The sequence below is a fragment of the Foetidibacter luteolus genome (assembly GCF_009650435.1).
GTDB lineage: Bacteria > Bacteroidota > Bacteroidia > Chitinophagales > Chitinophagaceae > Foetidibacter > Foetidibacter luteolus.
In genome coordinates, this window is record NZ_VVIP01000013.1 from 150135 (window position 1) to 175412 (window position 25278).

General features: G+C 43.3%; 29 protein-coding genes. 3 read left to right on the plus strand and 26 right to left on the minus strand.

Annotated elements, in window-relative coordinates; all coding sequences use genetic code 11:
* Positions 1-101: 101 nt before the first annotated feature.
* The 13 genes from rplN to F0364_RS04440 form a co-directional block, all read right to left on the minus strand.
* Complete coding sequence (rplN, locus tag F0364_RS04380) at positions 102-470, minus strand: 50S ribosomal protein L14 (protein WP_153796537.1); 369 nt, start codon at positions 468-470, stop codon at positions 102-104.
* Between the two features lie 109 nt (positions 471-579).
* Entirely contained in the window at positions 580-837 is a 258-nt protein-coding gene (gene rpsQ / locus F0364_RS04385; RefSeq protein ID WP_153796538.1) for a 30S ribosomal protein S17, read from the minus strand.
* Positions 838-921: 84 nt separating this feature from the next.
* Positions 922-1137, minus strand: coding sequence for a 50S ribosomal protein L29 (gene rpmC, locus F0364_RS04390; RefSeq protein WP_153796539.1), 216 nt, complete (start codon positions 1135-1137; stop codon positions 922-924).
* A gap of 59 nt (positions 1138-1196) precedes the next feature.
* Complete coding sequence (rplP, locus tag F0364_RS04395; RefSeq protein ID WP_153796540.1) at positions 1197-1616, minus strand: 50S ribosomal protein L16; 420 nt, start codon at positions 1614-1616, stop codon at positions 1197-1199.
* A gap of 104 nt (positions 1617-1720) precedes the next feature.
* Positions 1721-2521: a 30S ribosomal protein S3 gene (rpsC, locus tag F0364_RS04400; RefSeq protein WP_153796541.1), complete on the minus strand. Its 801-nt coding sequence runs from the start codon at positions 2519-2521 to the stop codon at positions 1721-1723.
* A 21-nt stretch (positions 2522-2542) separates the two neighbouring features.
* Positions 2543-2887: a 50S ribosomal protein L22 gene (gene rplV / locus F0364_RS04405; RefSeq protein WP_153796542.1), complete on the minus strand. Its 345-nt coding sequence runs from the start codon at positions 2885-2887 to the stop codon at positions 2543-2545.
* Between the two features lie 76 nt (positions 2888-2963).
* A complete protein-coding gene (gene rpsS / locus F0364_RS04410) occupies positions 2964-3233 on the minus strand; it encodes a 30S ribosomal protein S19 (protein WP_153796543.1) in 270 nt (89 codons plus the stop codon).
* Positions 3234-3423: 190 nt separating this feature from the next.
* A complete protein-coding gene (gene rplB / locus F0364_RS04415; protein ID WP_153796544.1) occupies positions 3424-4263 on the minus strand; it encodes a 50S ribosomal protein L2 in 840 nt (279 codons plus the stop codon).
* A 42-nt stretch (positions 4264-4305) separates the two neighbouring features.
* The gene (rplW, locus tag F0364_RS04420; protein WP_153796545.1) at positions 4306-4605 is read right to left on the minus strand and encodes a 50S ribosomal protein L23; all 300 of its coding nucleotides are present in this window, start codon (positions 4603-4605) and stop codon (positions 4306-4308) included.
* A gap of 27 nt (positions 4606-4632) precedes the next feature.
* On the minus strand, positions 4633-5277 hold the full coding sequence (rplD, locus tag F0364_RS04425; protein WP_153796546.1) for a 50S ribosomal protein L4: 645 nt from the start codon (positions 5275-5277) through the stop codon (positions 4633-4635).
* Between the two features lie 18 nt (positions 5278-5295).
* A complete protein-coding gene (gene rplC / locus F0364_RS04430) occupies positions 5296-5913 on the minus strand; it encodes a 50S ribosomal protein L3 (protein ID WP_153796547.1) in 618 nt (205 codons plus the stop codon).
* A 318-nt stretch (positions 5914-6231) separates the two neighbouring features.
* Positions 6232-6537 (minus strand): 30S ribosomal protein S10, encoded by a 306-nt coding sequence (rpsJ, locus tag F0364_RS04435; protein ID WP_153796548.1) that lies wholly within the window; start codon positions 6535-6537, stop codon positions 6232-6234.
* A 325-nt stretch (positions 6538-6862) separates the two neighbouring features.
* On the minus strand, positions 6863-7528 hold the full coding sequence (locus F0364_RS04440) for a DNA-3-methyladenine glycosylase (protein ID WP_235921010.1): 666 nt from the start codon (positions 7526-7528) through the stop codon (positions 6863-6865).
* A 33-nt stretch (positions 7529-7561) separates the two neighbouring features.
* On the opposite strand from F0364_RS04440, the gene F0364_RS04445 reads away from it, so the two are divergent.
* Together F0364_RS04445 and F0364_RS04450 are read left to right on the plus strand one after the other, a co-directional pair.
* Positions 7562-8317, plus strand: a complete 756-nt coding sequence (locus F0364_RS04445) for an EI24 domain-containing protein (protein WP_153796549.1) — start codon at positions 7562-7564, stop codon at positions 8315-8317.
* 43 nt (positions 8318-8360) lie between these two features.
* Positions 8361-9071 (plus strand): SAM-dependent methyltransferase, encoded by a 711-nt coding sequence (locus tag F0364_RS04450; protein ID WP_153796550.1) that lies wholly within the window; start codon positions 8361-8363, stop codon positions 9069-9071.
* Positions 9072-9219: 148 nt separating this feature from the next.
* Here the strand turns inward: F0364_RS04450 and F0364_RS04455 are convergent, their stop codons facing one another.
* The 8 genes from F0364_RS04455 to F0364_RS04490 form a co-directional block, all read right to left on the minus strand.
* Positions 9220-9612 carry a DUF8785 domain-containing protein gene (locus F0364_RS04455; protein WP_153796551.1) on the minus strand — a complete coding sequence of 131 codons (393 nt, stop codon included), beginning with the start codon at positions 9610-9612 and terminating at the stop codon, positions 9220-9222.
* A gap of 9 nt (positions 9613-9621) precedes the next feature.
* A complete protein-coding gene (locus tag F0364_RS04460) occupies positions 9622-11004 on the minus strand; it encodes a M20/M25/M40 family metallo-hydrolase (protein WP_153796552.1) in 1383 nt (460 codons plus the stop codon).
* 142 nt (positions 11005-11146) lie between these two features.
* A complete protein-coding gene (gene katG / locus F0364_RS04465) occupies positions 11147-13423 on the minus strand; it encodes a catalase/peroxidase HPI (protein WP_153796553.1) in 2277 nt (758 codons plus the stop codon).
* Positions 13424-13751: 328 nt separating this feature from the next.
* Positions 13752-15134, minus strand: a complete 1383-nt coding sequence (gene mnmE / locus F0364_RS04470) for a tRNA uridine-5-carboxymethylaminomethyl(34) synthesis GTPase MnmE (protein ID WP_153796554.1) — start codon at positions 15132-15134, stop codon at positions 13752-13754.
* Positions 15135-15329: 195 nt separating this feature from the next.
* Positions 15330-16166 (minus strand): energy transducer TonB, encoded by an 837-nt coding sequence (locus F0364_RS04475; RefSeq protein ID WP_153796555.1) that lies wholly within the window; start codon positions 16164-16166, stop codon positions 15330-15332.
* Positions 16167-16219: 53 nt separating this feature from the next.
* A complete protein-coding gene (locus F0364_RS04480) occupies positions 16220-16762 on the minus strand; it encodes an ExbD/TolR family protein (RefSeq protein ID WP_153796556.1) in 543 nt (180 codons plus the stop codon).
* Positions 16763-16799: 37 nt separating this feature from the next.
* The gene (locus F0364_RS04485; protein WP_153796557.1) at positions 16800-17468 is read right to left on the minus strand and encodes an ExbD/TolR family protein; all 669 of its coding nucleotides are present in this window, start codon (positions 17466-17468) and stop codon (positions 16800-16802) included.
* A 55-nt stretch (positions 17469-17523) separates the two neighbouring features.
* Positions 17524-18390 carry a MotA/TolQ/ExbB proton channel family protein gene (locus F0364_RS04490; RefSeq protein WP_153796558.1) on the minus strand — a complete coding sequence of 289 codons (867 nt, stop codon included), beginning with the start codon at positions 18388-18390 and terminating at the stop codon, positions 17524-17526.
* A 482-nt stretch (positions 18391-18872) separates the two neighbouring features.
* Here F0364_RS04490 and F0364_RS04495 point away from each other — a divergent pair, with 482 nt between their 5' ends.
* A complete protein-coding gene (locus F0364_RS04495) occupies positions 18873-20309 on the plus strand; it encodes a M20/M25/M40 family metallo-hydrolase (RefSeq protein WP_153796559.1) in 1437 nt (478 codons plus the stop codon).
* Between the two features lie 46 nt (positions 20310-20355).
* Here F0364_RS04495 and ilvA read toward each other — a convergent pair whose 3' ends face one another.
* The 5 genes from ilvA to F0364_RS04520 all read right to left on the minus strand — a co-directional run bounded on the left by ilvA (position 20356) and on the right by F0364_RS04520 (position 25180).
* The gene (gene ilvA / locus F0364_RS04500) at positions 20356-21612 is read right to left on the minus strand and encodes a threonine ammonia-lyase (protein WP_153796560.1); all 1257 of its coding nucleotides are present in this window, start codon (positions 21610-21612) and stop codon (positions 20356-20358) included.
* Between the two features lie 214 nt (positions 21613-21826).
* Complete coding sequence (gene ilvC, locus F0364_RS04505; RefSeq protein WP_153796561.1) at positions 21827-22876, minus strand: ketol-acid reductoisomerase; 1050 nt, start codon at positions 22874-22876, stop codon at positions 21827-21829.
* Between the two features lie 466 nt (positions 22877-23342).
* On the minus strand, positions 23343-23933 hold the full coding sequence (ilvN, locus tag F0364_RS04510) for an acetolactate synthase small subunit (protein ID WP_153796562.1): 591 nt from the start codon (positions 23931-23933) through the stop codon (positions 23343-23345).
* Positions 23934-23951: 18 nt separating this feature from the next.
* Complete coding sequence (locus tag F0364_RS04515) at positions 23952-24542, minus strand: O-methyltransferase (RefSeq protein ID WP_153796563.1); 591 nt, start codon at positions 24540-24542, stop codon at positions 23952-23954.
* Positions 24543-24619: 77 nt separating this feature from the next.
* Positions 24620-25180 carry an REP-associated tyrosine transposase gene (locus tag F0364_RS04520; RefSeq protein ID WP_153796564.1) on the minus strand — a complete coding sequence of 187 codons (561 nt, stop codon included), beginning with the start codon at positions 25178-25180 and terminating at the stop codon, positions 24620-24622.
* Between the last annotated feature and the right edge of the window lie 98 nt (positions 25181-25278).

The following is a 25278-nucleotide window of genomic DNA, read 5'->3' on the forward strand; positions in this document are numbered from 1 at the left end:
TCACTTGTACGCCTTGTCCGCTATTCAGCCATCCCGTCTCCGTATTGTGTGAGTCATCCTCCCTGAAATTATCTGCTGCCGGGAGAAATACTGTTTGCAGCTTAAAGAACTTCCGGAGCCAGTGATATAATTTTCATATATCCTTTATCTCTCAGTTCCCTTGCTACCGGCCCAAATATACGTGTACCCCTTGGCTCGTCTGAGTTGTTCAGCAACACCACCGCGTTATCATCAAAACGTATATAAGAACCATCTTTGCGGCGCAGCTTGTTGGTAGTGCGTACTATTACCGCTTTGGAAACAGTTCCTTTTTTAACACCACCGCCAGCGATAGCGTCTTTAACTGTTACAACAATCTTGTCACCTATTTTAGCGTAGTCCTGGCCGGAGTTACCCAAAACCCTGATACAAAGCACCTCTTTGGCGCCGCTGTTATCTGCTACATTTAGCCTGCTTTCTTGCTGAATCATTTTGCTTAAGCTTTGAGCTCTTAGCTATGAGCTATGAGTTATTGATACAATTTTTTTCAGAGGCTGAAGCCCGCAGCTTATAGCTTGCAGCTCACAGCTTAAATAATCACTATTTGGCTTTTTCAACCACCTCAACCAATCTCCAGCGCTTTGTTTTGCTGAGAGGGCGGGTTTCCATAATCTTAACCACGTCGCCAACAGTGCACTCATTTTTTTCATCATGAGCGTGGAACTTGGTAGTCTTTTTTACGAACTTACCGTAGATGGGGTGCTTTACTTTTCTTTCAACAGCAACAGTAATGGTTTTTGTCATTTTGTTGCTGCTTACAACACCTATCCTTGTTTTGCGCAAATTTCTTTCGGACATTATTATTGATTTAATTAATTAGCTAATGTGCTAATTCGATAATGTGCTAACTCCGCCTGCATCAGCAAATCAGCACACGGCTAATTAGCTAATTGCTTCTATTTGTCTTTTTCTTAGTTCAGTCTGCAAACGGGCAATATCTTTTCTAAGGTTGCGGATGCTTACAGGGCTCTCCAACGGAGAAATAGCATGGGCAAACTCAAGTTTCTTCAAACGAAGTTTATCTTCCTTAATACGGGCAGTTAAATCTGCTTCGTTTAAGTCTTTCAAGCCCTTTGTGAAATCTGATTTCTTTGACATGGTAATTCTTTTAATGCGCCAATGTGTAACCGGATGATTAACTTATCAGCATATTATTCTTAAGCTTGTACGTCGCGCCTAACAACAAATTTTGTTTTGATAGGCAGTTTTTGCGCGGCCAGCAGCATTGCTTCTTCAGCAACCTGGCGGCTAACACCGTCGCATTCAAATATGATGCGCCCTGGTTCTACCACAGCAGCCCAGAATTCAGGGTTACCTTTACCTTTACCCATCCTCACTTCCAAAGGCTTGCGTGTAATTGGTTTATCAGGAAATATGCGAATCCAAACATTACCTTCACGCTTCATGGCACGGGTCATAGACTGGCGGGCAGCCTCAATCTGGCGGTTATTTAACCAGATAGGCTCAACAGCTTTCAGTGCATAAGAACCGAACGCTATGCTGGTACCTCTTTTTGCCACTTCCCTGATACGGCCTTTTTGCGCTTTCCTGTGTTTTGTTCTTTTTGGCTGTAACATTGTTTTTTGTTTTTGAGTTACCGGTTACCAGTTACCTGTTACCAGTAGGTCAACTTATTTTATCATCCAACCGGAAACCGGAAACCGGGAACCGGGAACTGCTTTTAGTGTCTTCTGTCCCTGCGGTCGCCACCGCCACCTCTTCTGTCCCTGTCGCCACCACCTCTGCGGTCATCTCTCCTGTCATGTCTTTCACCCTGTCCGCCGTCTCTCCTGTCCCTGCGGTCGCTTACATCGCTCTTACCACCGGTAAAGTTGGGGTTCAATTCACGCTGGCCAAGTACTTCACCTTTACAAATCCATACTTTGATACCGATTTTTCCGTAAACAGTTAAAGCAAATACGGAAGCATAATCAATATCCATACGGAAAGTGTGCAAAGGAACACGCCCTTGTTTAATCTCTTCGCTACGGGCTATTTCTGCACCGCCCAAACGGCCACTGGCTTTTATTTTGATACCTTCAGCACCCATGCGCAATGCAGAAGCGATAGCCATCTTTATCGCACGTTTGTAGCTGATGCGGTTTTCAATCTGCCTGGCAATCGTATCACCAACAATGTTGGCATCCAACTCCGGGCGACGAATTTCCAGGATGTTTATCTGTACATCTTCTTTGCCAGTCAGTTTCTTCAACTCTTCTTTAATCCTGTCAACCTCTCCACCGCCTTTACCTATGATGATACCAGGCTTGGAAGTGTGGATGGTTACTATCAACTTACCCAGTGTACGTTCAATAACAATCTTGGATATTCCGCCTTTGTTAATACGTGCATTCAGGTATGTTCTGATCTTGTTATCCTCGATAAGTTTGGAGGCATAGTCTTTTTTGCCGCCATACCAGTTACTTTCCCATCCGCGGATGATACCTAACCTGTTACCAATAGGATTTGCTTTCTGACCCATATTAAGTATTAATAGGTTTTATTAATTATTTTTTGAATCAACGATTATAGTTACATGGTTGCTGCGTTTACGAACCCTGTATCCGCGGCCCTGTGGTGCAGGACGCATACGTTTTAAAACGCGGCCACCGTCAACAAACACTGTTTTTACTACCAGGTTAGAATCAGCAGCGCTGCCACCATTCTTTTGCTCCCAGTTGCTGATTGCGCTTTTCAACAATTTACCCAGCGGGGTTGCATTGTGCTGCGGGTGATGCTCCAGGATAGCCAAAGCTTTTTCCACCTGCATACCGCGGATAACATCAGCCAGTAAACGCATTTTGCGTGGGCCTGTTGGATAATTATTCAGTTTTGCTACTGCTTCCATTTTTTATCTGTTTTGTTGCTCAAGGTTCAACGTTCAAGGCTAATTCCTTTGAACAACAGAACCTTTGAACATTGAACTATTTTTTAGTACCTGCGTGTCCTTTAAAGTTCCTGGTAGGGGCAAATTCTCCCAATTTGTGGCCTACCATAAATTCTGTTACGTAAACCGGTATAAACTTATTGCCATTGTGCACTGCAAACGTGTGGCCTACAAAATCCGGTGTAATGGTAGAACGGCGGCTCCATGTTTTAATCACGGATTTTTTGTTTTTGCCTTCGTTAATGTCCAATACTTTGGTTTCGAGCTTAACGTCTACGTAAGGACCTTTTTTAATTGAACGAGCCATGGTTGTTTTATTTGTTTATTTGTTTTGCCGTTGGCAAAACCATTTTAACATTAAAGCTGTTTGTTAGATGAAGAAGGTTTGATTGGAAACCTGTCGCCGCCATATTATCTGAACGATGAAGTGATTGCGACGCAACGATGATGCCATGAAAACCGCTGCCGGTATCTACATCTTCTTACAGCCTGTTATTTTATTTACTTAATTTTTTGCCGTTTCTGCGCTGGATGATCAGTTTGTCTGACCCCTTGCCTCTTGTGCGGGTAATTTCGCCTTTAGCATATTTACCTGTACGGCTTCTTGGATGGCCACCGGATGCCCTGCCTTCGCCACCACCCATCGGGTGATCTACAGGGTTCATGGCAACACCACGGTTACGTGGGCGGATACCCTTCCACCTGTTACGGCCGGCTTTACCAGCAGTTTCCAGGTTATGATCGCTGTTAGAAACCACGCCTACTGTTGCATAACAGTTAATCAACACTTTCCTTAACTCACCAGAAGGCATTTTCAACACGCCATATTTTTCTTCTTTGTTGGTAAGCTGTGCAGATGCACCGGCGCTTCTTACCATTTTACCACCCTGGTTGGGCTGCAGTTCAATGTTGTGAACGTTAGTACCGAGCGGCATGTTCTTCAACTGAAGTGCGTTTCCAATTTCAGGAGCTACAGCATCGCCGGAAATTACTTTCTGGCCAACCTGTATGCCTTGAGGGGCAAGTATGTATCTTTTTTCACCATCCGCATATTCCAGCAAAGAAATAAAAGCTGTACGGTTTGGATCGTACTCAACAGATACCACTGTTGCTTCAATATCTTTCTTGTTCCTCTTAAAATCAACAATACGGTAATGCTTTTTATGACCACCGCCAATGTAGCGCATGGCGCGGCGGCCCTGTACGTTACGCCCACCTGTGCTGTGCTTCGCTTCCAGCAGGCTTTTTTCAGGTGTATCTGTTGTAATCTCAGCATACGCATTGCCGATTCTCCAACGTGTACCAGCGGTTACCGGTTTAAATTTTCTTAATGCCATTGTTTATTATTTATGCGAAATTTTCAGCTTCGCGGCTATAGATTAAATGTTTGCGTACAAATCAATGCTTTCGTTTTCAGCTACAGTAACCAGGGCTTTTTTGTAAGCTGGTTTCTGTCCTTTTACAAAACCAGCTTTTGTATAGCGTGTTTTGTTTTTTGCCGGAACAACCAAAGTGTTTACATCCACTACAGTTACACCGTAAAACTCTTCAATAGCTTTTTTAATTTCAAGCTTGTTGGCTTTACGTGCTACTTTAAAAGCATACTTCCTTTGCTTTTCCTGCTGGTTGTTTGCTTTTTCTGTAAGGATTGGTTTTACCAGTATTTCGCTCGGTATCATCTTTCGTTAATTTGAAAAATTCAATAATTATGCTTCAGCCACTACTTCAGCTTCGCCTTCTGTTAAGATTTTAGCCGCGTTTTCTGTAAGTACCAGCACATCTGCGTTTACGATATCGTAAGTATTGATATCTGTAAGGAAAGTGCTTTTTACTGTGGGTATGTTACGCAGGCTCAGGTATAAATTCTCGTTGCCTTCCGGTAAAACAAACAATGTTTTTTTACCGTTTACGTTCAGGCTTTTCAGTACGTCAGCAAACTGCTTTGTTTTAGGCGCATCAAAGTTGATGTCTTCAACTACCACGATAGCGCTGTCTTTTGCTTTATGGCTAAGGGCGCTTATTTTGGCCAGTTCCTTAACTTTTTTGTTCAGCTTAAAATCGTAAGCATGTGGCTTGGGGCCGAAAATGGTACCACCACCCTTGTATAAGGGGTTGCGGATATTACCTTTACGTGAACCACCGGTACCTTTCTGGCGGTGCAGCTTGCGGCTGGCGCCCTTTACTTCGGCACGGGTTTTTACTTTATGTGTACCCAGGTGTTGCGCGGCAAGGTATTGCTTAACGGCCAGGTAAATTACATGGTCATTAGGCTCAACAGCAAATACATCATCCGGAAGCTCAACAGTTCTGCCGGTTTTCTGTCCTTTTTTATCTAAAACTTCTGCTTGCATTTCTAATGAGATTAAAGTTTACTTCTGGATTAAAACGATAGAACCGTTGTGGCCAGGAACTGAACCACTTACCAGGATATAATTTTTGTCAGCGAAAATCTTCACCACTTTCAGGTCCTTTACCTTCACCCTGTCGCCACCCATACGGCCGGCCATTCTCATACCTTTAAATACACGTGAAGGATAAGAAGAACCACCAATAGAACCCGGGGCCCTCTGGCGGTCGTGCTGTCCGTGAGACTGCTCGCCCACACCGTGGAAGCCGTGGCGTTTTACAACACCCTGAAAACCTTTACCCTTGGTAGTACCTACCACATCAACTTTTTCGCCTTCGGCAAAAATGTCAACGGTAATTGTTTCACCTATTGCTTTTTCTAATGAATAATCGCGGAATTCTTTTACAAAGCTTTTAGCCGAAGTGCTGGCTTTCTGGAAGTGATTGATTTCTGCTTTGTTGGAGTGTTTTTCGTTTTTGTCGCCAAACGCTAACTGAAGAGCGGAGTAACCATCGGTCTCTTTTGTCTTAACCTGGGTTACGATGTTCGGGCCAGCTTCAATGATGGTGCAGGCTGTTTGCCTTCCATCAGAACTGAAGATGCTGGTCATCCCAATCTTTTTACCAATAATACCTTTCATTTTGTTTGCGGTTTTTGCCCCGCAGGTTGTAAGGACATTTGCAGCTTACCATTTTCCGGCAACTTTTTGCCGTTGCATTGGCTGCAACTTCAATCCCCTGTTTGCTGCCGACCTTTTCTTTTGTTTTGTTTGTTGCCAAACAAGAAGAAGTACCGGCAGTAAACAAACCTCGAAGGGCTTGTTTATATGTACCCTTACTCCAAAACGGAGTAAGAAATTATGTGTAACCAGAGCTCTTTTCTTCCTGTGTACAGGATTTTGAGAGATGATAATATTGTTAAGAACTTTTTCCGTTTATCCCCTACCGGGGCCGGATACTCAGGCTTTAATCTCAACTTCCACGCCAGAAGGAAGGTCAAGCTTGCTTAACGCATCTACTGTTCTGGAAGAAGTGGTATAAATGTCCAGCAAGCGCTTGTGTGTGCAAAGCTGAAACTGTTCACGGCTCTTTTTATTAACGTGCGGAGAACGCAGTACAGTAAAAATTTTCTTGCGTGTAGGCAAGGGAATCGGACCAGTAACTACTGCTCCTGTGCTGCGCACCGTTTTCACAATTTTCTCGGCAGATTTATCTACCAAGTTGTGATCGTATGATTGTAATTTTATTCTGATTCTCTGAGACATAGCCTAACCCAAAAATTTGATTTGGGAGCGCAAAGGTAGGAGTATGCATTATACCAGACAAGAGTTTAAGAAAGTTTTTTTGCCCAAAACAGCAATTTTCTTCGCTTATGGAGCATTTTTTTTGATTTTGAACCGCTGACCATGTGCTTGCCGGCCAATATTACGCCGGAATTCTTTTTTTGAGACCATGGCTGCATTGCTACTATTGGGCGCCTGTTGCGTCGCACTACGTTCATCGTTCAGTAATTCTCTTCGCCATCGGGTAACATTAGAAAATTCCCTGGCAGGCTGCTGTTTCATCAAATATTCCCCTGGCGTTTTCCTTTTATTTATAAGGTGCTGCCAGCTTCACCTTTTTACCGCTTACATACGGGTTGCCCTGTATAATAAACCGGTAAGGCAACGCGGAATCGGCGCCGGCATAATCAACGCCAATTCTTGGTGTTGCAAGAATTTCCGCCTTTTTGATAACAAAACCGTCGTCTGCAATAAAAATATCGCCTTCCAGCAGGCTAAGGCCGGTATGCTTGGTAGCAATACCCAATGCACGGGATACATTGCCAGGCCCGCGGGTAATAGAAAAATCTGCCTTCTGGCGCCCCATCCTTTGCAGCATGACTGTTTCACCCTCAACAGGTTCGGCAGCCCTTATTAATACCGCATGCGGTATGTTTTCAATATTGGTCACAACATTAAAAAGGTGGTGGATACCATAACATAGGTATACATAGGCTGTTCCGCCGGGGGCGTACATTATTTCTGTTCTTGCAGTACGGCGGCCGTTATAAGCATGAGAAGCTTTGTCAACCACGCCATTATAAGCTTCTGTTTCCACAATCCGGGCAGCGGTAAGCTGCCCGTTAAAAGTTGTAACCAGCAGTTTCCCCAGCAAATCTTTCGCTATTTGCAGTACAGAACCACGCTGGTAGAAAGACTGGTTTAAAATTTGCCAGCCGGAGATGCTGTTATTTAAATGAGTAAAACCTTTCAATCAGCTTATATTTATCCGCTAAAATAATTTTTCGTGCTGAAAGAGATTGTTATTGTTATACAATCATACATTAATGCCCATAAGTTTATAAGGGAACATAAACTGTGGAAATGGATTATCATTCCCGGCATTATCTATTCGCTGCTGTTTATAATCAGCATGTATTTTTTTGGCAAAAGCGCCAATTATGCCATAGAATGGATAACAAAAACCACCCATCTTACCGCCTGGCTGGAAAAAATGCAAAGCGGCTTTTTAAGCTTTTTGTTCCGGCTTTCGGGGCTGATACTGTGGCTGGTGCTGATGCTTTTTTATTTCTCGCTGTTTAAATACGTTTGGTTGATACTGGGTTCCCCGGTTTTTGCCTACCTGAGCGAAAAAACAGCATCCATACTGGAGGGTAAAGATTTTCCTTTCAGCCTGCCACAACTGGCTAAGGATATCATCCGGGGAATTAAAATAGCGTTGCGCAATGCGCTGTGGCAAACCATTTATACCGTTTCTATTGTAATACTGTCATTTATACCGCTGGTTGGCTGGGCTACACCTGTGCTGGCCATGCTGGTTGAATGCTACTATTACGGTTTTTCTATGCTGGACTACAGTTGCGAACGCCGGAAAATGAGTGCCCAGGAAAGTATTTTTTTTATTAACCAGCATAAAGGCCTGGCTATAGGCAACGGCATTATCTTTTACATGTTGCACCTGGTGCCCATACTGGGCTGGGTATTCGCCCCTGCTTACGCGGTTATTGCCGCCACCCTAAGCCTGCGGGAAACAGAGAGGTAGCATTCATAAAACAGTACATTACTTTAAAGTTTAAGTTAGTTTAATGCAAGGCAAAGTTTACCTGGTACCAACAGTTTTAAGCGAGGATGAAATTGCCTTGCAAACCATACCGGCCTATGTGCTGGACGCGGTTAAGGATTGCAAAGTATTTTTTGTGGAAAATGAAAAAACAGCCCGCCGCTTTCTGAAAAAACTGTGGCGGGAAATGGTGATTGATAATTATAGCTGGTATGCCATTCATAAAGCTGAAGAAGAGGTAAAAGGCAGATTTATACAGCATTTGAACGCGGGTGACAATATTGGAATCATTAGCGAAGCGGGATGCCCCGGCGTAGCCGACCCCGGCCAGTTGCTTGTGGAAGCAGCACAGCAGCAAGGGGCTGTAGTTAACCCATTGGTAGGGCCAAGCTCAATTTTACTGGCACTGATGGCGAGCGGCATGAACGGACAAAACTTTCAATTTTGCGGCTACCTGCCCATTGACAACCAGGCACGCAGGAAAGCACTCAGGGAACTGGAAGCCGAATCTTCAAAGAAAAACTGCACCCAGATTTTTATTGAAACCCCCTACCGCAATAACCAACTGGTGAAAGATGTGCTGGAAAGTTGCCGCAACGAAACCCGGTTTTGCATAGCAGTGGATATAACGGCAACCACAGAAAGTATTATAACAAAAAGCGTAGCAGAATGGAAAAAAAAGCAGGCCGCTGATATTCATAAACGGCCCGCTATATTTTTATTGAAAAGCGCTTAGGACAGCCGCACCACAGAAGAAATTTCTGGCGTCGGAGGCGGAAGAAACAAGGCTACTATGCGGGAAAAGCTGAATAGCGAACCAACCGCACAAGAGTGCGACGCAAGTAAAGCCTCATGGCAGTTCCTGCTGCCGGGCCCATAAATACCTACCTGGGCTTAATGGAAGTCTCTCCTTCCATACCACGAATTTCATAGATGCTGTCAACAATATTCTCCTGCATGCCCCGCCATGGCAAAGCGCCACGGTATTCTTTATAATGCAGCACCACTTCTTTACCGGCATTGCGCAATAATATCTCGGCCACTTTAGGATTGGTTACACTAAATTCAAACTCGTTGCTCTGCACATTTGCCTTAAAACCGCTTTGAATAATTTTGCCTTCATAGGTTTTAAAAATATAGCCTTTACGCATGAAGTAGTTAAGCGTGCCGGCTTTGGTAGCATCGCCAAAAACCCAGAAAAAATGAAAGTAGATAAATAAACCTAAGCCAAGAACCAGTATGATAATGATGCTCCGGAAGATTTTTTTTGCTCTCATATATTGGTTTTAGATTCCGTATTTATCTACAAGATACAATAAGGCTGCCATGTTTATTGCCCCCAGCTTTAGTTCGCGTATGTTAACGTTTTCCAGCACATCGTTTACCGCATGGTGCACGTCAAAATAGCGTTGGCTATCCGGTCTTAACTCGCCATAAGGAATTTTGTAAGCTTCCGCAACAGGACCAATATCTGCGCCACCGCCACCTACCATAAAATCAGTAACACCATAGGGCTGAAAAAGCGCAAGCCAGCTTTTTAGTTTATCCAGTTTTTCCTGTGTGGCTGCTATGCTAAAACCACGGGGTGTAAAACCACCGGCATCGCTTTCAAGTGCAAACACATGGGTTTCATTGTTGGCTTTGGCTTCTTCGGCATACTTTGTGCCACCACGAAGACCATTTTCTTCGTTGGCAAAAAGCACAAACCTGATGGTACATTTTGGCTTGTATCCCAATGCTTTAAAGGCCCTTAGAATTTCGATGGTTTGCACTATACCGGCGCCATCATCAGTGGCGCCTTCGTTAACATCCCAGCTATCCAGGTGCCCGCCAACAGTAATAATTTTTTCCGGCTGCCCGCTGCCTTTTATTTCGCCGATTACGTTATGGCCAACCTCGTCAGGCAGCATTTTGCCATAAGTAAACAGGTGGGCTGTAATAGCTTTGCCTTCGTTAAGCAGGCTGTCCAGCTTCTCCACATCCCGAAGGCCAACGGCAGCAGCAGGTATTTTAGGAAAAGAATCCAGGTAGCGCAAAGAGCCCGTATGAGGGTTATTGTCCACGGAATGTGTCATAGAGCGTACGAGTACAGCAACAGCACCATATTTTGCGGCACGGCTGGCACCCACTGCACGATAAATAACATTCTTGCCATAAGCGTTAGAAGTTTCCACAAAGTCTTCCTCAAAAGGCACGCTGTAAAAAACAATTTTACCCTTCAACTCATCTTTTTTCTCTTCCAACTCGTCAAACGAATGTACCCGCACTACCTGGGCTTTTATGCCCTTTGGCCCACTACCCACCGAATTACCCAGCGCTAATACGTTTATGGGTATTGTTTTAACCTTACCATCGCTTGTTTTATAGGCTACAGAAGCTTTGTCTTTACCACCACGCACCCAATGCGGCACCATGCATTGCTGCAAAGTAACCTTATCCGCACCTGCCTGTTCAAGGGCTTGTGCCCCCCATTTTTCCGCCATCTTCATTTGCGGGGAACCGGCCAGGCGGCCTCCTATCTTTTTGGTTAAGTGGAACAGGTTATTGTAAGCGGTGCGGCTGGTAAGTATGTTATCAGACACCTGCCTGATAAAAACCGAGTCATTTACATAATCCTGCGCATAAATTAAAGCCGGCATTAACAAGGCCAGTACAACTAATTTCTTCATGTGGTTGATTGAGCGCTAAAGATATAGTGGAATGATTAATCAATACTGTTTAGTTGGCCACTTGTGATACCGCTTGCAATATAGGATGTATAAAAAAAGGCAGCCAGTGGACCGGCTGCCTTTTTTATGTGTTAGTTTATAATCAGGCCAGATCAAACCTGTCCAGGTTCATTACTTTATCCCAGGCTGCTACAAAGTCTTTTACTAATTTGGCTTGCCCGTCTGAACTGCCGTACACTTCGGCGATGGCCCTCAGTTCTGAATTAGAGCCAAATACCAGGTCTGCTCGGGTAGCCGTCCATTTGGGTTGACCAGTTGTACGGTCGTTTCCAATAAACAGTTCCCTATCTTCTGAAGCCGCTTTCCACGCAGTGCCCATGTCAAGCAGGTTCACAAAAAAGTCGTTGGTAAGCTGTCCCGGGCGTTGCGTAAATACGCCATGTTTGGAGTTATCGTAATTGGCATCCAACACACGCAAGCCGCCTACCAGCACTGTTAACTCCGGCGCGGTAAGCGTAAGCAACTGGGCCTTATCTATCAGCAACTCTTCTGTAGATGCGGGTATCCTGGATTTGCGGTAGTTACGGAAACCATCTGCCAGGGGCTCAAGATAACCGAAAGATTCTATGTCCGTTTGTTCCGCTGATGCATCTGTACGGCCGGGTGTAAACGGAACTGTTACATCCTGTCCTGCATCTTTTGCCGCCTTTTCAACTGCCGCAACCCCAGCCAGCACAATAAGATCTGCCAGCGAAACTTTTTTGCCATTTACCTGGGCTGCATTGAATTCTTTCTGAATACCTTCCAGTGTATCCAACACTTTTTTCAACTGAACAGGGTTATTCACCTTCCAGTCTTTTTGTGGGGCCAAACGAATGCGGGCACCGTTGGCGCCACCACGTTTATCGCCACCACGAAAGGTTGAAGCTGAGGCCCAGGCCACGGATACCAACTCTGCCACACTCAATTTTGAGCCCAGTACTTTTTGCTTTAAAGCGGCGATATCATTCTCGTCAATTAATGGGTGATCAACCGCTGGTACAGGATCCTGCCATATCAATACTTCCTCCGGTACATCTGAGCCTAAGTAGCGGGCACGTGGGCCCATATCGCGATGTGTTAACTTAAACCACGCACGGGCAAAAGCGTCTGCAAACTGATCAGGGTTTTCCAGGAAGCGACGGGATATTTTCTCAAACCCGGCATCGAACCTTAAGGAAAGGTCGGTAGTAAGCATAGTGGGCCGGTGCTTTTTTGATGAATCAAATGCGTCGGGTATTATATCATCTGCATCTTTGGCCACCCATTGGTGTGCACCCGCCGGGCTTTTGGTAAGCTCCCACTCAAAACCAAAAAGGTTCTCAAAAAAATTATTGCTCCATTGTGTGGGCGTTTTGGTCCATATAACTTCCAGGCCGCTTGTAATAGTATCTGCGCCTTTGCCGGAGGCATAACTGCTATTCCAGCCAAAGCCCTGCAATTCCAAATCAGCAGCTTCCGGTTCTTTACCCACATGGCTTGCCGGTGCAGCACCATGAGTTTTACCGAAGCTGTGTCCACCTGCAATCAATGCAACAGTTTCTTCATCATCCATTGCCATACGGCCAAAGGTATCGCGGATGTCTTTAGCGGCTTTAACAGGATCGGGGTTACCATCGGGACCTTCCGGGTTAACATAAATGAGGCCCATCTGTACCGCGGCAAGAGGTTTTTCCAGGTTGCGGGAGTGCGTATCGCCATCCGCATCATCATCAGAAACCACTACTCCCCCATTCTTATCCACCCCTTCGGAACCATGCGCATAGCGTATATCGCCACCCAACCAGGTTTTTTCAGAGCCCCAATAAACATCTTCACTTGCTTCCCACACATCCTCGCGGCCGCCGGCAAAACCAAATGTTTTAAAGCCCATAGACTCCAGAGCAATGTTACCGGCAAGTATCATTAAATCGGCCCAGGATATTTTATTGCCATACTTCTGTTTGATGGGCCAAAGCAACCTGCGGGCTTTATCAAGGCTAACGTTATCCGGCCAACTGTTAAGCGGTGCAAAACGTTGCTGCCCCTGGCCCCCGCCACCACGGCCGTCATGTACCCGGTAGGTACCGGCACTATGCCATGCCATGCGTATAAACAAGCCACCGTAGTGTCCAAAATCTGCCGGCCACCAGTCCTGAGAATCCGTCATAAGCGCATGAAGGTCTTTTTTTACTGCCTCAAGGTCAAGGCTTTTAAAAGCTTCAGCATAATTAAATTCCTTATCCATGGGGTTAGATAAAGAAGAATGCTGACGCAGTATGTTTAGCTTTAACTGGTTAGGCCACCAGTCGCGGTTTCGGGTACCGCCGCCGCCAACATTGCTTTTCATACTACCGTTGTGAAAAGGGCATTTGCTGATGTCGTTAGAATCTTGTCCCATTTTTATGAATTTTTAGTATTGAAAGGAGAAATAATTGCACGTGTTACCTGTGCAGGATGATAAAAGTATGCAATAGGGAAAATAATCGCAATCAATTAATTTTATATTGTGATAGTTTAAAGCTATTAGCAGTGCCTCGCCAAAAACAGAATGAAAAAAATAAACAGGCTTGCACTACGGGTGAGGGATTGAAGCGGATACCCCGGTGAGGCCAATGTGTGCAGGCTTTTGCGCCGGAGTATGAGCGGAAAGCCCGACCCCTTGCGATAGCTTGGGGGCACCCCTATAAAATTTTTCCTAGTTTTTACACACAAATCAAAAATCTAATTTATTTGCCGATGCAGAACTTGCTAAAGATATAGTCCAGTTGATCTTCGTTGGTTATTTCGCCTGTAATCTCGCCGAGAAAGTGGAGGCAGCGGCGTATATCAAGCGCAACAAGGTCGCCGGGAAGCTGGTTATCCAAAGCGTCTATAATTTCGTGGAGGGATTGCTGAACTTTTTCCAGAGCACTTACATGGCGGGTATTGGTGACAAGTGTGTCATTCAGGAGAGATTTGTCCTCGACAATGAGTGAAAAAAGTTTTTCCTGCAGTACCTCGATGTTAATGTTATGCCTGGCGGATATAAAAACAATGTTACCCAGCCCGTTAAAATCCTGTTCAAATGTGGTGCCATTATCATCAACCTTATTGCCAACCAGCAAATAGTTCTTTTGCTGGCCCTGCAGGGTTTGTACTGCCGATTGTAGTGACTGATTCGTTTCCTCCCGTACATCAAACAGGTAAAGCACCAGGTCGGCATTCCGCATTTTCTCAAGGCTTCTCTCCACTCCTATAGTTTCTATGATACCGCTTGTATGCTCTCTTATGCCTGCCGTATCTATGAGCCGGAATAAAATGCCATTAATATTGAGGGTTTCTTCAATTGTATCCCTGGTTGTACCGGCGATATCACTTACAATAGCCCTGTCTTCTTTAAGCAAAGCATTAAGAAGGGTTGACTTACCAGCATTTGGCTTACCAATTATGGCCACCTGTACGCCATTCTTGACAACATTACCAAGCCTGAAGGACTGCAACAAAGCCGCAACCTGCAGCCCTATTTCACTCAGCAGATTGTAAAGTTTTTTACGGTCAGCAAATTCTACATCTTCCTGGGAAAAATCAAGCTCCAGCTCAATGAGTGCAGAAAATGTAATTAACTGGTCCCTCAAATTGCCCAGGATACCAGAAAAACCACCGCGCATGTTTTTCAACGCATTTTTGCTGCTGGCAGCCGTGTTACTTGCAATCAGGTCTGCTACGGCTTCGGCCTGGGTTAAATCAAGCTTGCCATTTAGAAAAGCACGTTGGGTAAATTCGCCGGGCTTTGCCAACCTTGCGCCATGCGTTGCTAATGCCTGTAATATTTGTTGCTGTATGTAAAAAGAGCCATGACAGGAAATTTCTATTACGTTTTCGCCTGTATAGGATTTAGGAGCCTTATAAAGAGAAAGCACCACTTCATCGAGTGTTTCATTTCCGCTTTTTAGTAGCCCAACATGCAAAGTGTGACCAGGCTGCTGCTGTAGATTCTTTGAAGGAAAAAGTTTGTTCACTATGGCCCAGGCATCATTTCCACTAACACGTATTACCCCAATAGCACCTACCCCTTGCGGAGTGGCCAGTGCCGCAATAGTATCATTCCAATCCTGTAATTTTCCCAGCATATTTTATGTTTAAAGAATCGGTTTGGACAACTCGATCCTGCGAAATTAGGGTTGAGGTACCGCTCTCCACAAATTTTACTTATGGCCTACCCAGTTTCATTATCAAACTAATTCCCCAAAACCAAATATAAAAAAGAAGAGGCTGTTTCGTTTGATTGAAACAGCCTCTTTTATGAAAGGAAAACCTTTGTTTTATTAGCCTTCAGATACTTCGAAGGTAACGCTTTGCTTTTGACGGTAAATTACACTCCTTCCGTTTTGAACGGCAGGTATCCACTTAGGACCTCTTTTGATTACACGCACTGCTTCATCTGCTGTGCCATAACCAGGATCGTTGTCGGCTTTTACTTCTGAGATGTTGCCATCCTTATCAACAAGGAAAGAAACCACTACAGTAAGACGGCCGGGAGGCGCACCATTTTCTACGGGAACATCTGCACGAAGGTTACGTTGAAGATATTTAGTCCATGCTTCAGGTCCACCCGGGAATTTGGCTTGAATCTGTACAGTTTTAAACTCTTTGTCGTAGTCTTCTTCCTGCACTTTAGGCGCTTCAACAACGCCTGTGCCTTTTTCTTCAACCGGAGGAGCAATTACATCTGACTTGATACCTTCCTGGTTAATGGCGCCAATTTTGGTATCTTCCAGTTGCTCCTGCTCTTTAATTTCCTCTTCAGGTTTTACCTCTTCATCCTTTACAATTTTGGGAGGAGTGAATTTGGTGATCTCAATTTTTGGAGGTTCTACTTTAGGCGGAGGCGGAGGTGGTATTTCAGGCTTTTTTTCTTCCTGCTGTTTTACATCAGTAAGCTCTACGTCCTGAACAATCATTTCCTGCTTTTTTTCCTTGCCTGCAGAGTTAGCTATCACCGCTCCAATAAATAACAGGATACAAATTCCTATCATTGTCAGCAATGCCGTAAGGATACGCTTGTTGTAGGTTCTCCGCAATTCGTAGGCGCCGTATTCTTTGTTCCTACCCTCGAAAATAAGATCGAGGATATCGGCGCTCATTATTTTATTTACATCCATAGTAAGAATGTTTTAGTTTGTTAGATGCAAAGGCTGCATAATTCCACAAAAGATTACGAACCTGCGCTTGCATCGGATGCTTTTACCAATTGGGCCTCACCTTCGGAAATATCAACCAACGCATACTTTTTAACAACATTAATACTCATTTCATCCAGAATATCAATGATGTTTTTGTAAGTAGATTGATCGCCAGGCTTTATCACAACAACAAAGTCTTTCTCATCCGTGCTTCTCTTTTTATTGATAATCACATCGCGGATGTCTTTGAAGTTGGAAGATTTAAAATTGGCTCCGGCAGGATCCAAAATACCCTCATAATAGTAAACGTGATTCTTATCGCCTAACATGATTGTTAAGGCACCCGATTCCTTGGCTTTGTTTTGTTCCTCCGGTTTATCAGTATCTTTTGGAAGGAACAACTTCATAGCCGTTGGCTGGCTCATTGTTGTTGTAAAAATGAAAAAAGTAATCAAGAGGAACCCCAGATCCACCATTGGAGTAAGGTCAACCCTTGTTGACATTTTTTTCCCTTTTTTAACGCCCGGGCCTTTTTTATGTCCACCGCCCTGCGACGAGGTATCCATTTCTGCCATGGCAAAAAGATTTTAGGTTATAAATAATTTTTAAACATCAAAGGTCTTCCTGCTTAACACCTTTCATATTAGCCTTCCAGAGATCGGTACCTGACGGAACACTTTCCGGGTTAGTAACCATCTGAAACTTCATCAGGTCGTTCTTTTTGAAAGCAGTAATAATGTTCTTAAATGCAGGATACTTGGCTACATTATCACCTTTAAGTAACAAGTTAGGCTTGGTACCAGCATACACTTCCGCTACGGCACGCATCCAGTCAATCATTTGATTGTTGGTGCTATCCTGAACCGGAATACCTGGCAATTTCGCATTCATCTGTTCTGTAGGCAACTTTGCCTGACCGGCAAGTTGGGTAAATGGAACACCGATAAAAGGCGCTTTTACCAAAGCCTTTATTTCAGCATCCGTTAACCCCAAACCTTTAGAATTGTTAATAGACTGAAGAATTTGTTCTTTTTTGTCCTTGTCGGCTGCTCCGTCTCCCGTTGAGATAAAGACTTTCCCTTCGTTATTCAGGGAAATCATAACAATATCTTTTTCAGGAGCCACTTTAGCTGCTACCGAGTTAGGTGTATTTACCGGCACAGCTTCAGAAGGTTTGAATTTTGTTGTAAGGATAAAAAATGACAGCAGAAGAAATGCAACATCGCACATGGCCGTCATATCAATGTTCGTGCTCTTTCGGGCAATTTTAGGTCTGCTCATTGCTAAAATTTAAATTATTACAAATAAGATGCACTTACGTGAGTAATCCACAAAATTACTTGTAATTAGCAGCAAAGCTCTGTGTTAGAGTAAAACCAGACTCATCAATGCCAAAAGTGATACCATCAATCTTTGTAGTAAACACGTTATAACATATAATCGCAATGGCGGATGTACCGATACCTAATGCCGTATTATACAGGGCCTCAGAAATACCTTTAGACAACTCAGCAGCGGCTTCGCCACCACCACTTTCACCAAGGGCAGAGAACGATTTAATCATACCTAATACCGTTCCTAACAGACCAAGCAAAGTTGCAACAGAAGCGATGGTAGAAAGAAACACCAGGTTTTTTTCCAGCATAGGTAATTCAAGAGCCGTCGCTTCTTCAATTTCCTTCTGAATGCTTAATACCTTTTGCTCAGTATCCAGTTCAGTATTTGTAATCATTTCTTTGTACTTGCGCAGGCCGGCTTTCATTACATTACCAACAGAACCTTTTTGCTTATCGCACTCAGCTAAAGCTTTGTCAACATCTTTGTTTGCCAGGTGAAACTGAACTTTACGGATAAACTCAGCAATATTTCCTGTTCCTGAAGCTTTAGAAACAGTTAATAACCTTTCAATCACGAATGTGATTACAGTTAAAAAAGAACCGATAAGGATAGGTACAATTATACCACCTTCATACATTTTTGGTAACCCACCTTTAGGGCCTTTGTGGTCTGGCCAAAATCCACCTTTGGGATCAGGATTCGTAAAGTTGCTGTCGGCACCCAGTACAAAACGCCAGATAATAAACCCAAGCACAATGCAGGCAATGGGGGCAATCAATGAAATCGCGTTACTCTTTCTTTTTGGCTGTACGGATGTAATACTCTTGGCGGCTGCTGCTGTAGCAGTTGGTTTTGTCTCTGCCATGATGCGATGATTTTAATTTTTAAATAAAACAATGGTTTAAAAAAATGTTTGGCAATTCTAAGGAAAAATCGTTTTAAATAGTCCTGATTGTTTAAGAAAATTTTAAATAAGTGTTCTAAAGTAGAAATTTTTATTCAAAGCAAGCACTATCCTTTATTTTTTTATTACGATTTCCAGTAAAACTGTATTGGTTACAAGCTATTAGCCGGGTTATTCTAAAAGACTTAGCAAAACGCATTTTGAACCAGTGCTACCCGGGCTTAGCATGCAAAAAAGCATTAAATTACCCCCTTATAACAAACCTATTACCCTGGCTTGTTTAACAGAAGTCAATTGAGTCTGTGTTGGCGTATGATGTTCAAGGTAAGTACTGCAGTTGAAGTGTGCGACGCAACGAAGCTTCATAGTAATTCCATAGCTGGGCTCATAAAAAAAGCAACTAAAGACGGAATGATAAATAAATACACGAAAATGCCTTGTACATGAAGAAACTTTTTTACCTGGCGGCAATTTTGGTAACTGGGTTTGTTGGCATCATCCTGATAAATACAGCCCGGTACAGCACCCAGATACCACATACGAATGCCGACCACCTGCCCGTGTATGATAGTATCGCGGTAAACAACCTTAGCAGGGCTATACAGATGAAAACTATATCGGAAGACAAGGGCGCAGTTTGTGACACGGCCAGCTTTGTAAACTTCAGAAATTTTCTTGATTCAAGTTACCCCCTGATCCATGCCCAACTTGAAAAAACAATAATCAACGAGTTCAGCTACATCTATCGTTGGAAAGGTAACGACAGTTCGTTAAAGCCGTACCTGTTTCTCGCTCATTCTGATGTGGTTCCCGTTGAGCCCTCTTCTCAAAACCTATGGCATGTACCCCCATTTGCGGGAACGATAAAAGACAGTGCTGTATGGGGCCGCGGGGCAATAGATGATAAGGGAAGCCTTATTGCGCTTATGGAAGCATGTGAAGCATTACTGAAGCAAGGTTTTAAACCGCGACGTGATATTTACCTGTGTTTTGGACATGATGAAGAGTTAGGCGGTAACAATGGAGCGGCACAGATAGTAAAATGGTTTGAAAGCAAGAATATATATGCTGCCCTGGTTGCGGATGAAGGAGGAATTATTACAAAGGAAAACTTTAAAGATTTAAACCGCCCTGTTGCTTTGTTAGGAGTGGCAGAAAAAGGCCACGTCTCCTTTGAATTAACTGTTGAAAAGGAAGGTGGCCACTCGTCTATGCCGGAAAAAGAAACCGCCATTGATATTCTTTCCAGAGCGCTTACCCATCTTAGAGAAAAGCCTACACCTGTTAACATTAATGCCGCCACCAATGCTATGCTTAACAAAATTGGCCCAGGCCTTGGCTTTACCACACGCATGGCCCTTGCCAATAGATGGGTTTTTGAAAGCATGCTTATAAAAACATTTGAAAGCTCAAAAGGCAAAAACGCTTCCATTCATACCACCATTGTACCCACTATAATAGAATCAGGAGTAAAGGAAAATGTTATCCCTTCGGTGGCAAAAGCAACCGTTAACTGCAGAATAATGCCCGGCGAAAGCGCTGCCGGTGTATTGGCTTTTATAAAGGATGCCATTAATGACGACAGAATTAAGATTAAACAACTCCCTTTTTTCGCAGAGCCAGGTAAAACAAGCCCTATTGACGGCGTTGCTTACAAAAAAGCGGAAGCAGCGGCTTATAAACTAATGGATGATATTATTCCTGTACCATTTCTTATGATTGGCGCTACAGACGGGCGTTACTATGACAAAATATCCGATGCGGTTATTCGATTTTTACCTGCATTAGACCCCCAGGGGTTTCATGGCATTGATGAAAAGATAACTTTTGATGACTTCAGGAGAATGATTTACTATTACCAGTTGATGATTAAGGAATAATAATGAGCGCCAAGCAGTGCACTACCTGCAGCATTATTGCATTCTTTTATACCAGGTACCCAAACAGGTTGTCATCCTTATTCAGCTCGGTAAAATCAATGTTGTATTGCTTCATTTTACTTAACAAATCGTCATAATCATGCCGGGACTGCAGCTCTATCCCTACCAATGCCGGGCCAGTTTCCTTATTGGTTTTTTGCATGTACTCAAAACGTGTAATATCATCCTTAGGCCCAAGCACATGATTCAAAAACTCACGCAAAGCCCCTGGCCTTTGGGCAAACCTCACCAGGAAATAATGCTTTAAACCTTCGTATTGCAGGGAACGCTCTTTTATTTCTGGCATGCGGTCTATATCGTTGTTACTGCCGCTAACAATACAAACAACATTTTTCCCTTTTATTTGATCTGCATAGTCATCTAATGCTGCCAGGGATAACGCACCTGCCGGCTCTACTACGATAGCATCTTCATTATACAGCTTAAGAATTGTAGTGCATATCTTTCCTTCGGGCACCAGGTGCATATCATCCAACACCTGCTGGCAAATCTGGAAAGTTAAATCACCCACACGTTTAACAGCAGCGCCATCTACAAAGCGGTCTATCTTATCAAGCGTTACCGGATGACCGGCTTTTCTTGCCTCGAGCATACTGGGGGCACCTTCAGGTTCAAGGCCGATAACTTTTGTTTGTGGTGACACTTCTTTAAAATAGCTACCAACGCCCGATACCAAACCGCCACCACCAACGGGAACAAACAGATAATCTATATTGTTCAGGTCTTCAAGAATTTCAACAGCAACGGTTGACTGCCCCTCAATAATCTTATAGTCATCAAAGGGCGGAATAAACGTCATACCATGCTCATCAGTGTACTGTTTTGCAGCAATAGCACAGTCATCAAACGTATCGCCAGTAAGAATTATTTCTATATTCTCCTCTCCAAACATTTTTGTTTGCGTAACCTTTTGCCTGGGCGTTATTATAGGCATAAACACCACGCCCTTAATACCCAGTTTTTTGCAACTGTATGCAAAGCCTTGCGCATGGTTACCGGCGCTTGCGCAAACCACACCATTCTGCAATTTTTCCTGTGGCAATGTGCTTATCATGTTATATGCACCACGCAGCTTGTAAGAACGAACGATTTGCAGATCTTCCCTTTTTAAGTAAATGCTGGCGTTATACCTGCGTGATAAATTAAGGTTAAGCTGTAACGGGGTGCGGTTAACTATTTTGCCCAGGCGTTTTTTTGCTTCCTCAAAATTTAAAGGGAAAGAAATATTTGATTGTGTGCTCATAAATTAATACTTAGGCAAAGCAAATTGACAACCAATGAATCCGATTGCCAGCCCACTTCGTTCATCTATTTCGGTGCCGGTGAAACTGCTTCGCCGGTTTGCTGCGCAGTAATGCCCCCTGAAAATGTATAGCAGGTATCCAAAAAATAGAAACCTATAAAACAGCAAGCTTTATAGGTTTCCGAAAAGTATAAAATCAGTCTAATAATGCAACCTACTTCTGATTTTCAGGACGCAGGGAACGTACCGTTTTGCCGGCCTGCCACATTTCACTATCACGAAGCTCTGCCAGTTCTGCTTCCAGTTTTACCCTGTAATCGGATTTGCTGTTGCTGTCAATAGAACGCTGTGATTCTTTACCGGCAGCAACACTTTCGTACAGTTCATTAAACACAGGCTGTGTAGCGTCTTTAAACTTCTTCCACCAGTCAAGTGCACCACGCTGCGCAGTGGTTGAACAGTTGGCATACATCCAGTCCATACCGTTTTCTGCAACCAGCGGCATTAACGACTGTGTAAGCTCTTCTACAGTTTCGTTGAAGGCTTCAGAAGGTGTATGGCCTTTACTGCGTAACACTTCGTATTGTGCAGCGAAAATACCCTGTATAGCGCCCATCAAAGTGCCACGCTCACCGGTTAAATCGCTGTAAACTTCTTTTTTGAAATCTGTTTCAAACAGGTAACCACTGCCAACTGCTATACCCAATGCAACTACACGCTCTTTTGCTTTACCTGTTGCATCCTGGAAGATAGCATAGCTACTGTTAAGGCCGCGGCCCTGCAGGAACATGCGGCGTAATGAGGTACCGCTACCTTTTGGCGCCACTAAAAACACATCCACATCTTTCGGAGGAATGATACCGGTTTGTTCGTTAAACGTAATGCCAAAACCATGAGAAAAATACAATGCTTTACCCGCTGTTAAATGCTTTTTCACCGTTGGCCACAATTCAATTTGTGCGGCATCGCTTAAAAGGTAGCAAATAATAGTGCCACGCTCCAACGCTTCCTCAATTTCAAAAAGCGTTTCGCCAGGAACGAAACCATCGGCTATGGCTTTGTCCCAGGTTTTTGAGTTCTTGCGCTGGCCAACAATGACGTTGATACCGTTATCGCGTTGGTTTAATGCCTGGCCGGGGCCCTGCACACCATAACCAATCACTGCCACAGTTTCATTCTTTAAAATTTCCTGTGCTTTGCTTAATGGAAATTCTTCGCGGGTAACTACATTTTCTTCTACTCCGCCGAAATTTAACTTTGCCATTTTTGTTTATTTGTGTTGAATTTTAAATGATGAGTCTTGAATAAAATTTTCTTTTTCATTCAAGTATTTTTAACCAGGATTTATGTGATTTTTTCTGATTCTACTGATTGCTCTATCTATTGAATTCTAAAATAAATGATGAATTAAATCGTCGTTAGTTCAATCATTTTTATGAGCCCGGCGGCAGCACTACTATGAGGCTTTTCTTGCGTCGCACTCTTGTACGTTTTGTTCTCTACTCAGCTTATTTTAACCACGATTAAACCTGATTTTACCAATTCTCCTGATTGTTGATTTTTATTTATCCTCTAAATCCAATCAATCAACCCAAATTATGTTGCTGACTTTTCTCCATAAACATCCATCGCTGGCCCTGCTTTAATCATTCTATTGCCGCTACCCCATTTGCATAAGCTGACATGGGAATTACTGTTTGCATAAGTAATTCTGATTGACTATGTCAATACTACATTGTAAATACCTCATCCTGCTGGCTTAGGAATTCGTTTTCTACTACTTCTTCACCGGGTTCTTTACGCTCAAACTCTTTCAATTTTTCATGAAAGCCTTTGCTGTCTTTGATAATTGCCACCCTTGCACTGCGCACAAATTCAATTAAGCCATAAGGCTCCAGGGCTTTAATAAGGCCCTCAATCTCTTCACGATGGCCGCTGGTTTCAAAAACAGTGTAATCTTTACGGATTACTACCGCCCTTGCGCCATACTCCCTAAGCAAACGTTCCACTTTTACCTTTTCTGCAATTACATCTGTTGGCACCTTATACAAAGCCAGCTCCTGCCAAACAATTTCTTCATTGGTATTAAAATAAGCCTTTAAAACTTCTACCTGTTTTTCAATCTGCCGGCAAAGCTTTCTTACCACATCTTCAGTTTCATTAATAACAATGGTAAACCTGTGCACACTTTCAATTTCTGAGGGTGAAGTGTTCAGGCTTTCTACGTTTATTTTACGCCTTGAAAAAATAATGGCAATACGATTGAGCAGACCAATCTGGTTCTCCGTATAAACTGTAATAGTAAACTCCTGTTTTGACATAATATGTTTTTGTATGTCTTAAAATTCTTTATCCGCTGTTTTTACCGCGATGATAATTCCTGTTGACCAATTTAACTTGGTTAAAGTAATGTCTTTCCTGTTCTCCAAAACATCAATAAACTTCTCTGCTTTTGCAGCATGACCATCCGGCCAGTTTAGCTGTGGCAACATATCATCTATAATGTAAAAGCCGCCAATGCGCAGCAATGCCAAAGCCTCTTCAAATAAGTCGTACTTGCCTGGCATGGCATCCGCAAATATCAAATCGAATTTATCGCCCTTGTATGTTTGCAGCCATTCATATCCATCAGCGCAAACAAAGCAAACCCGTTCATCCGCAAGGTTCTGCCTGGCAATATCCATAAGCAAAGCATTATTATCAATGGTTACCAGTTTTGCATCTTTGCGCATACCAGCAACAATCCAAGACGTAGCAAGCCCACTGCCCGTACCCAATTCCAAAATTTTGGCCGTGCCTTTTGATGCCACCAATGTTTTTAACAGGCTGCCTGTATATAAATCAGAAGCCATATTAAAAGCCAACGCTTTGGTTGCATTTGCAATGCGTTCGTATTGTACCGGTATGTCTGTAAAAATGCTATCCTGCATGTTGCTGATTGAAACCTCTATTTTATACTGTTCGTGGCGTCTTCGCCACGAACCTTTATTCTATCGCCTCTGGCGATTTAGTAATACAAAAAATCAATTTCCATTATGCCTTTTCCATTTGTATAACTTGAAGCGCTTGAGTAAATATAATCTTCAGCATTTGTAACCCAGCCTGCCCTTACCGGGTTTTGATGGATATAATTAAGCTTTACTTTCATAAACGCTTCAGAAGATATTTCTTCCGGATGATTATCCCCTGTCCAAATTTTAAATTCCTTATTCTGTTCTGTTCTGTTTGCATGAAAACGGAACATGTGCAATAACCAGTCTCTTCTGCTTTCAGGTTCATTCATGATTGCATGGATAAACTCTTTTGTGGAATAAGACTTAAAGTCTCTTAACGTATCGCTTAACTTTCCGCTTTTCGACTGCCATATTACGTGAACATGGTTTGTCATTACCACAAAAGCGCCTATACTTAATGCTTTGTTCTTACGGCAATACTGCATGCTCTTCAGCAATATGTCGCGATATACTGCCCTGCTAAACAAATCAATCCATCCTACTACTGTAAATGTCATAAAATGCAAGCCAAACTGGTTCCTGATTTTATAGCCATCAGCATATTCATAGCTCATAAGGTACAGTTTACTCGCCAGAGGCGATAAAATATGTGTGTGAAGCGAAGACGCTTCTCACAGCATTTGCAAAAAACCTGCTGCACAATGCTGAATAA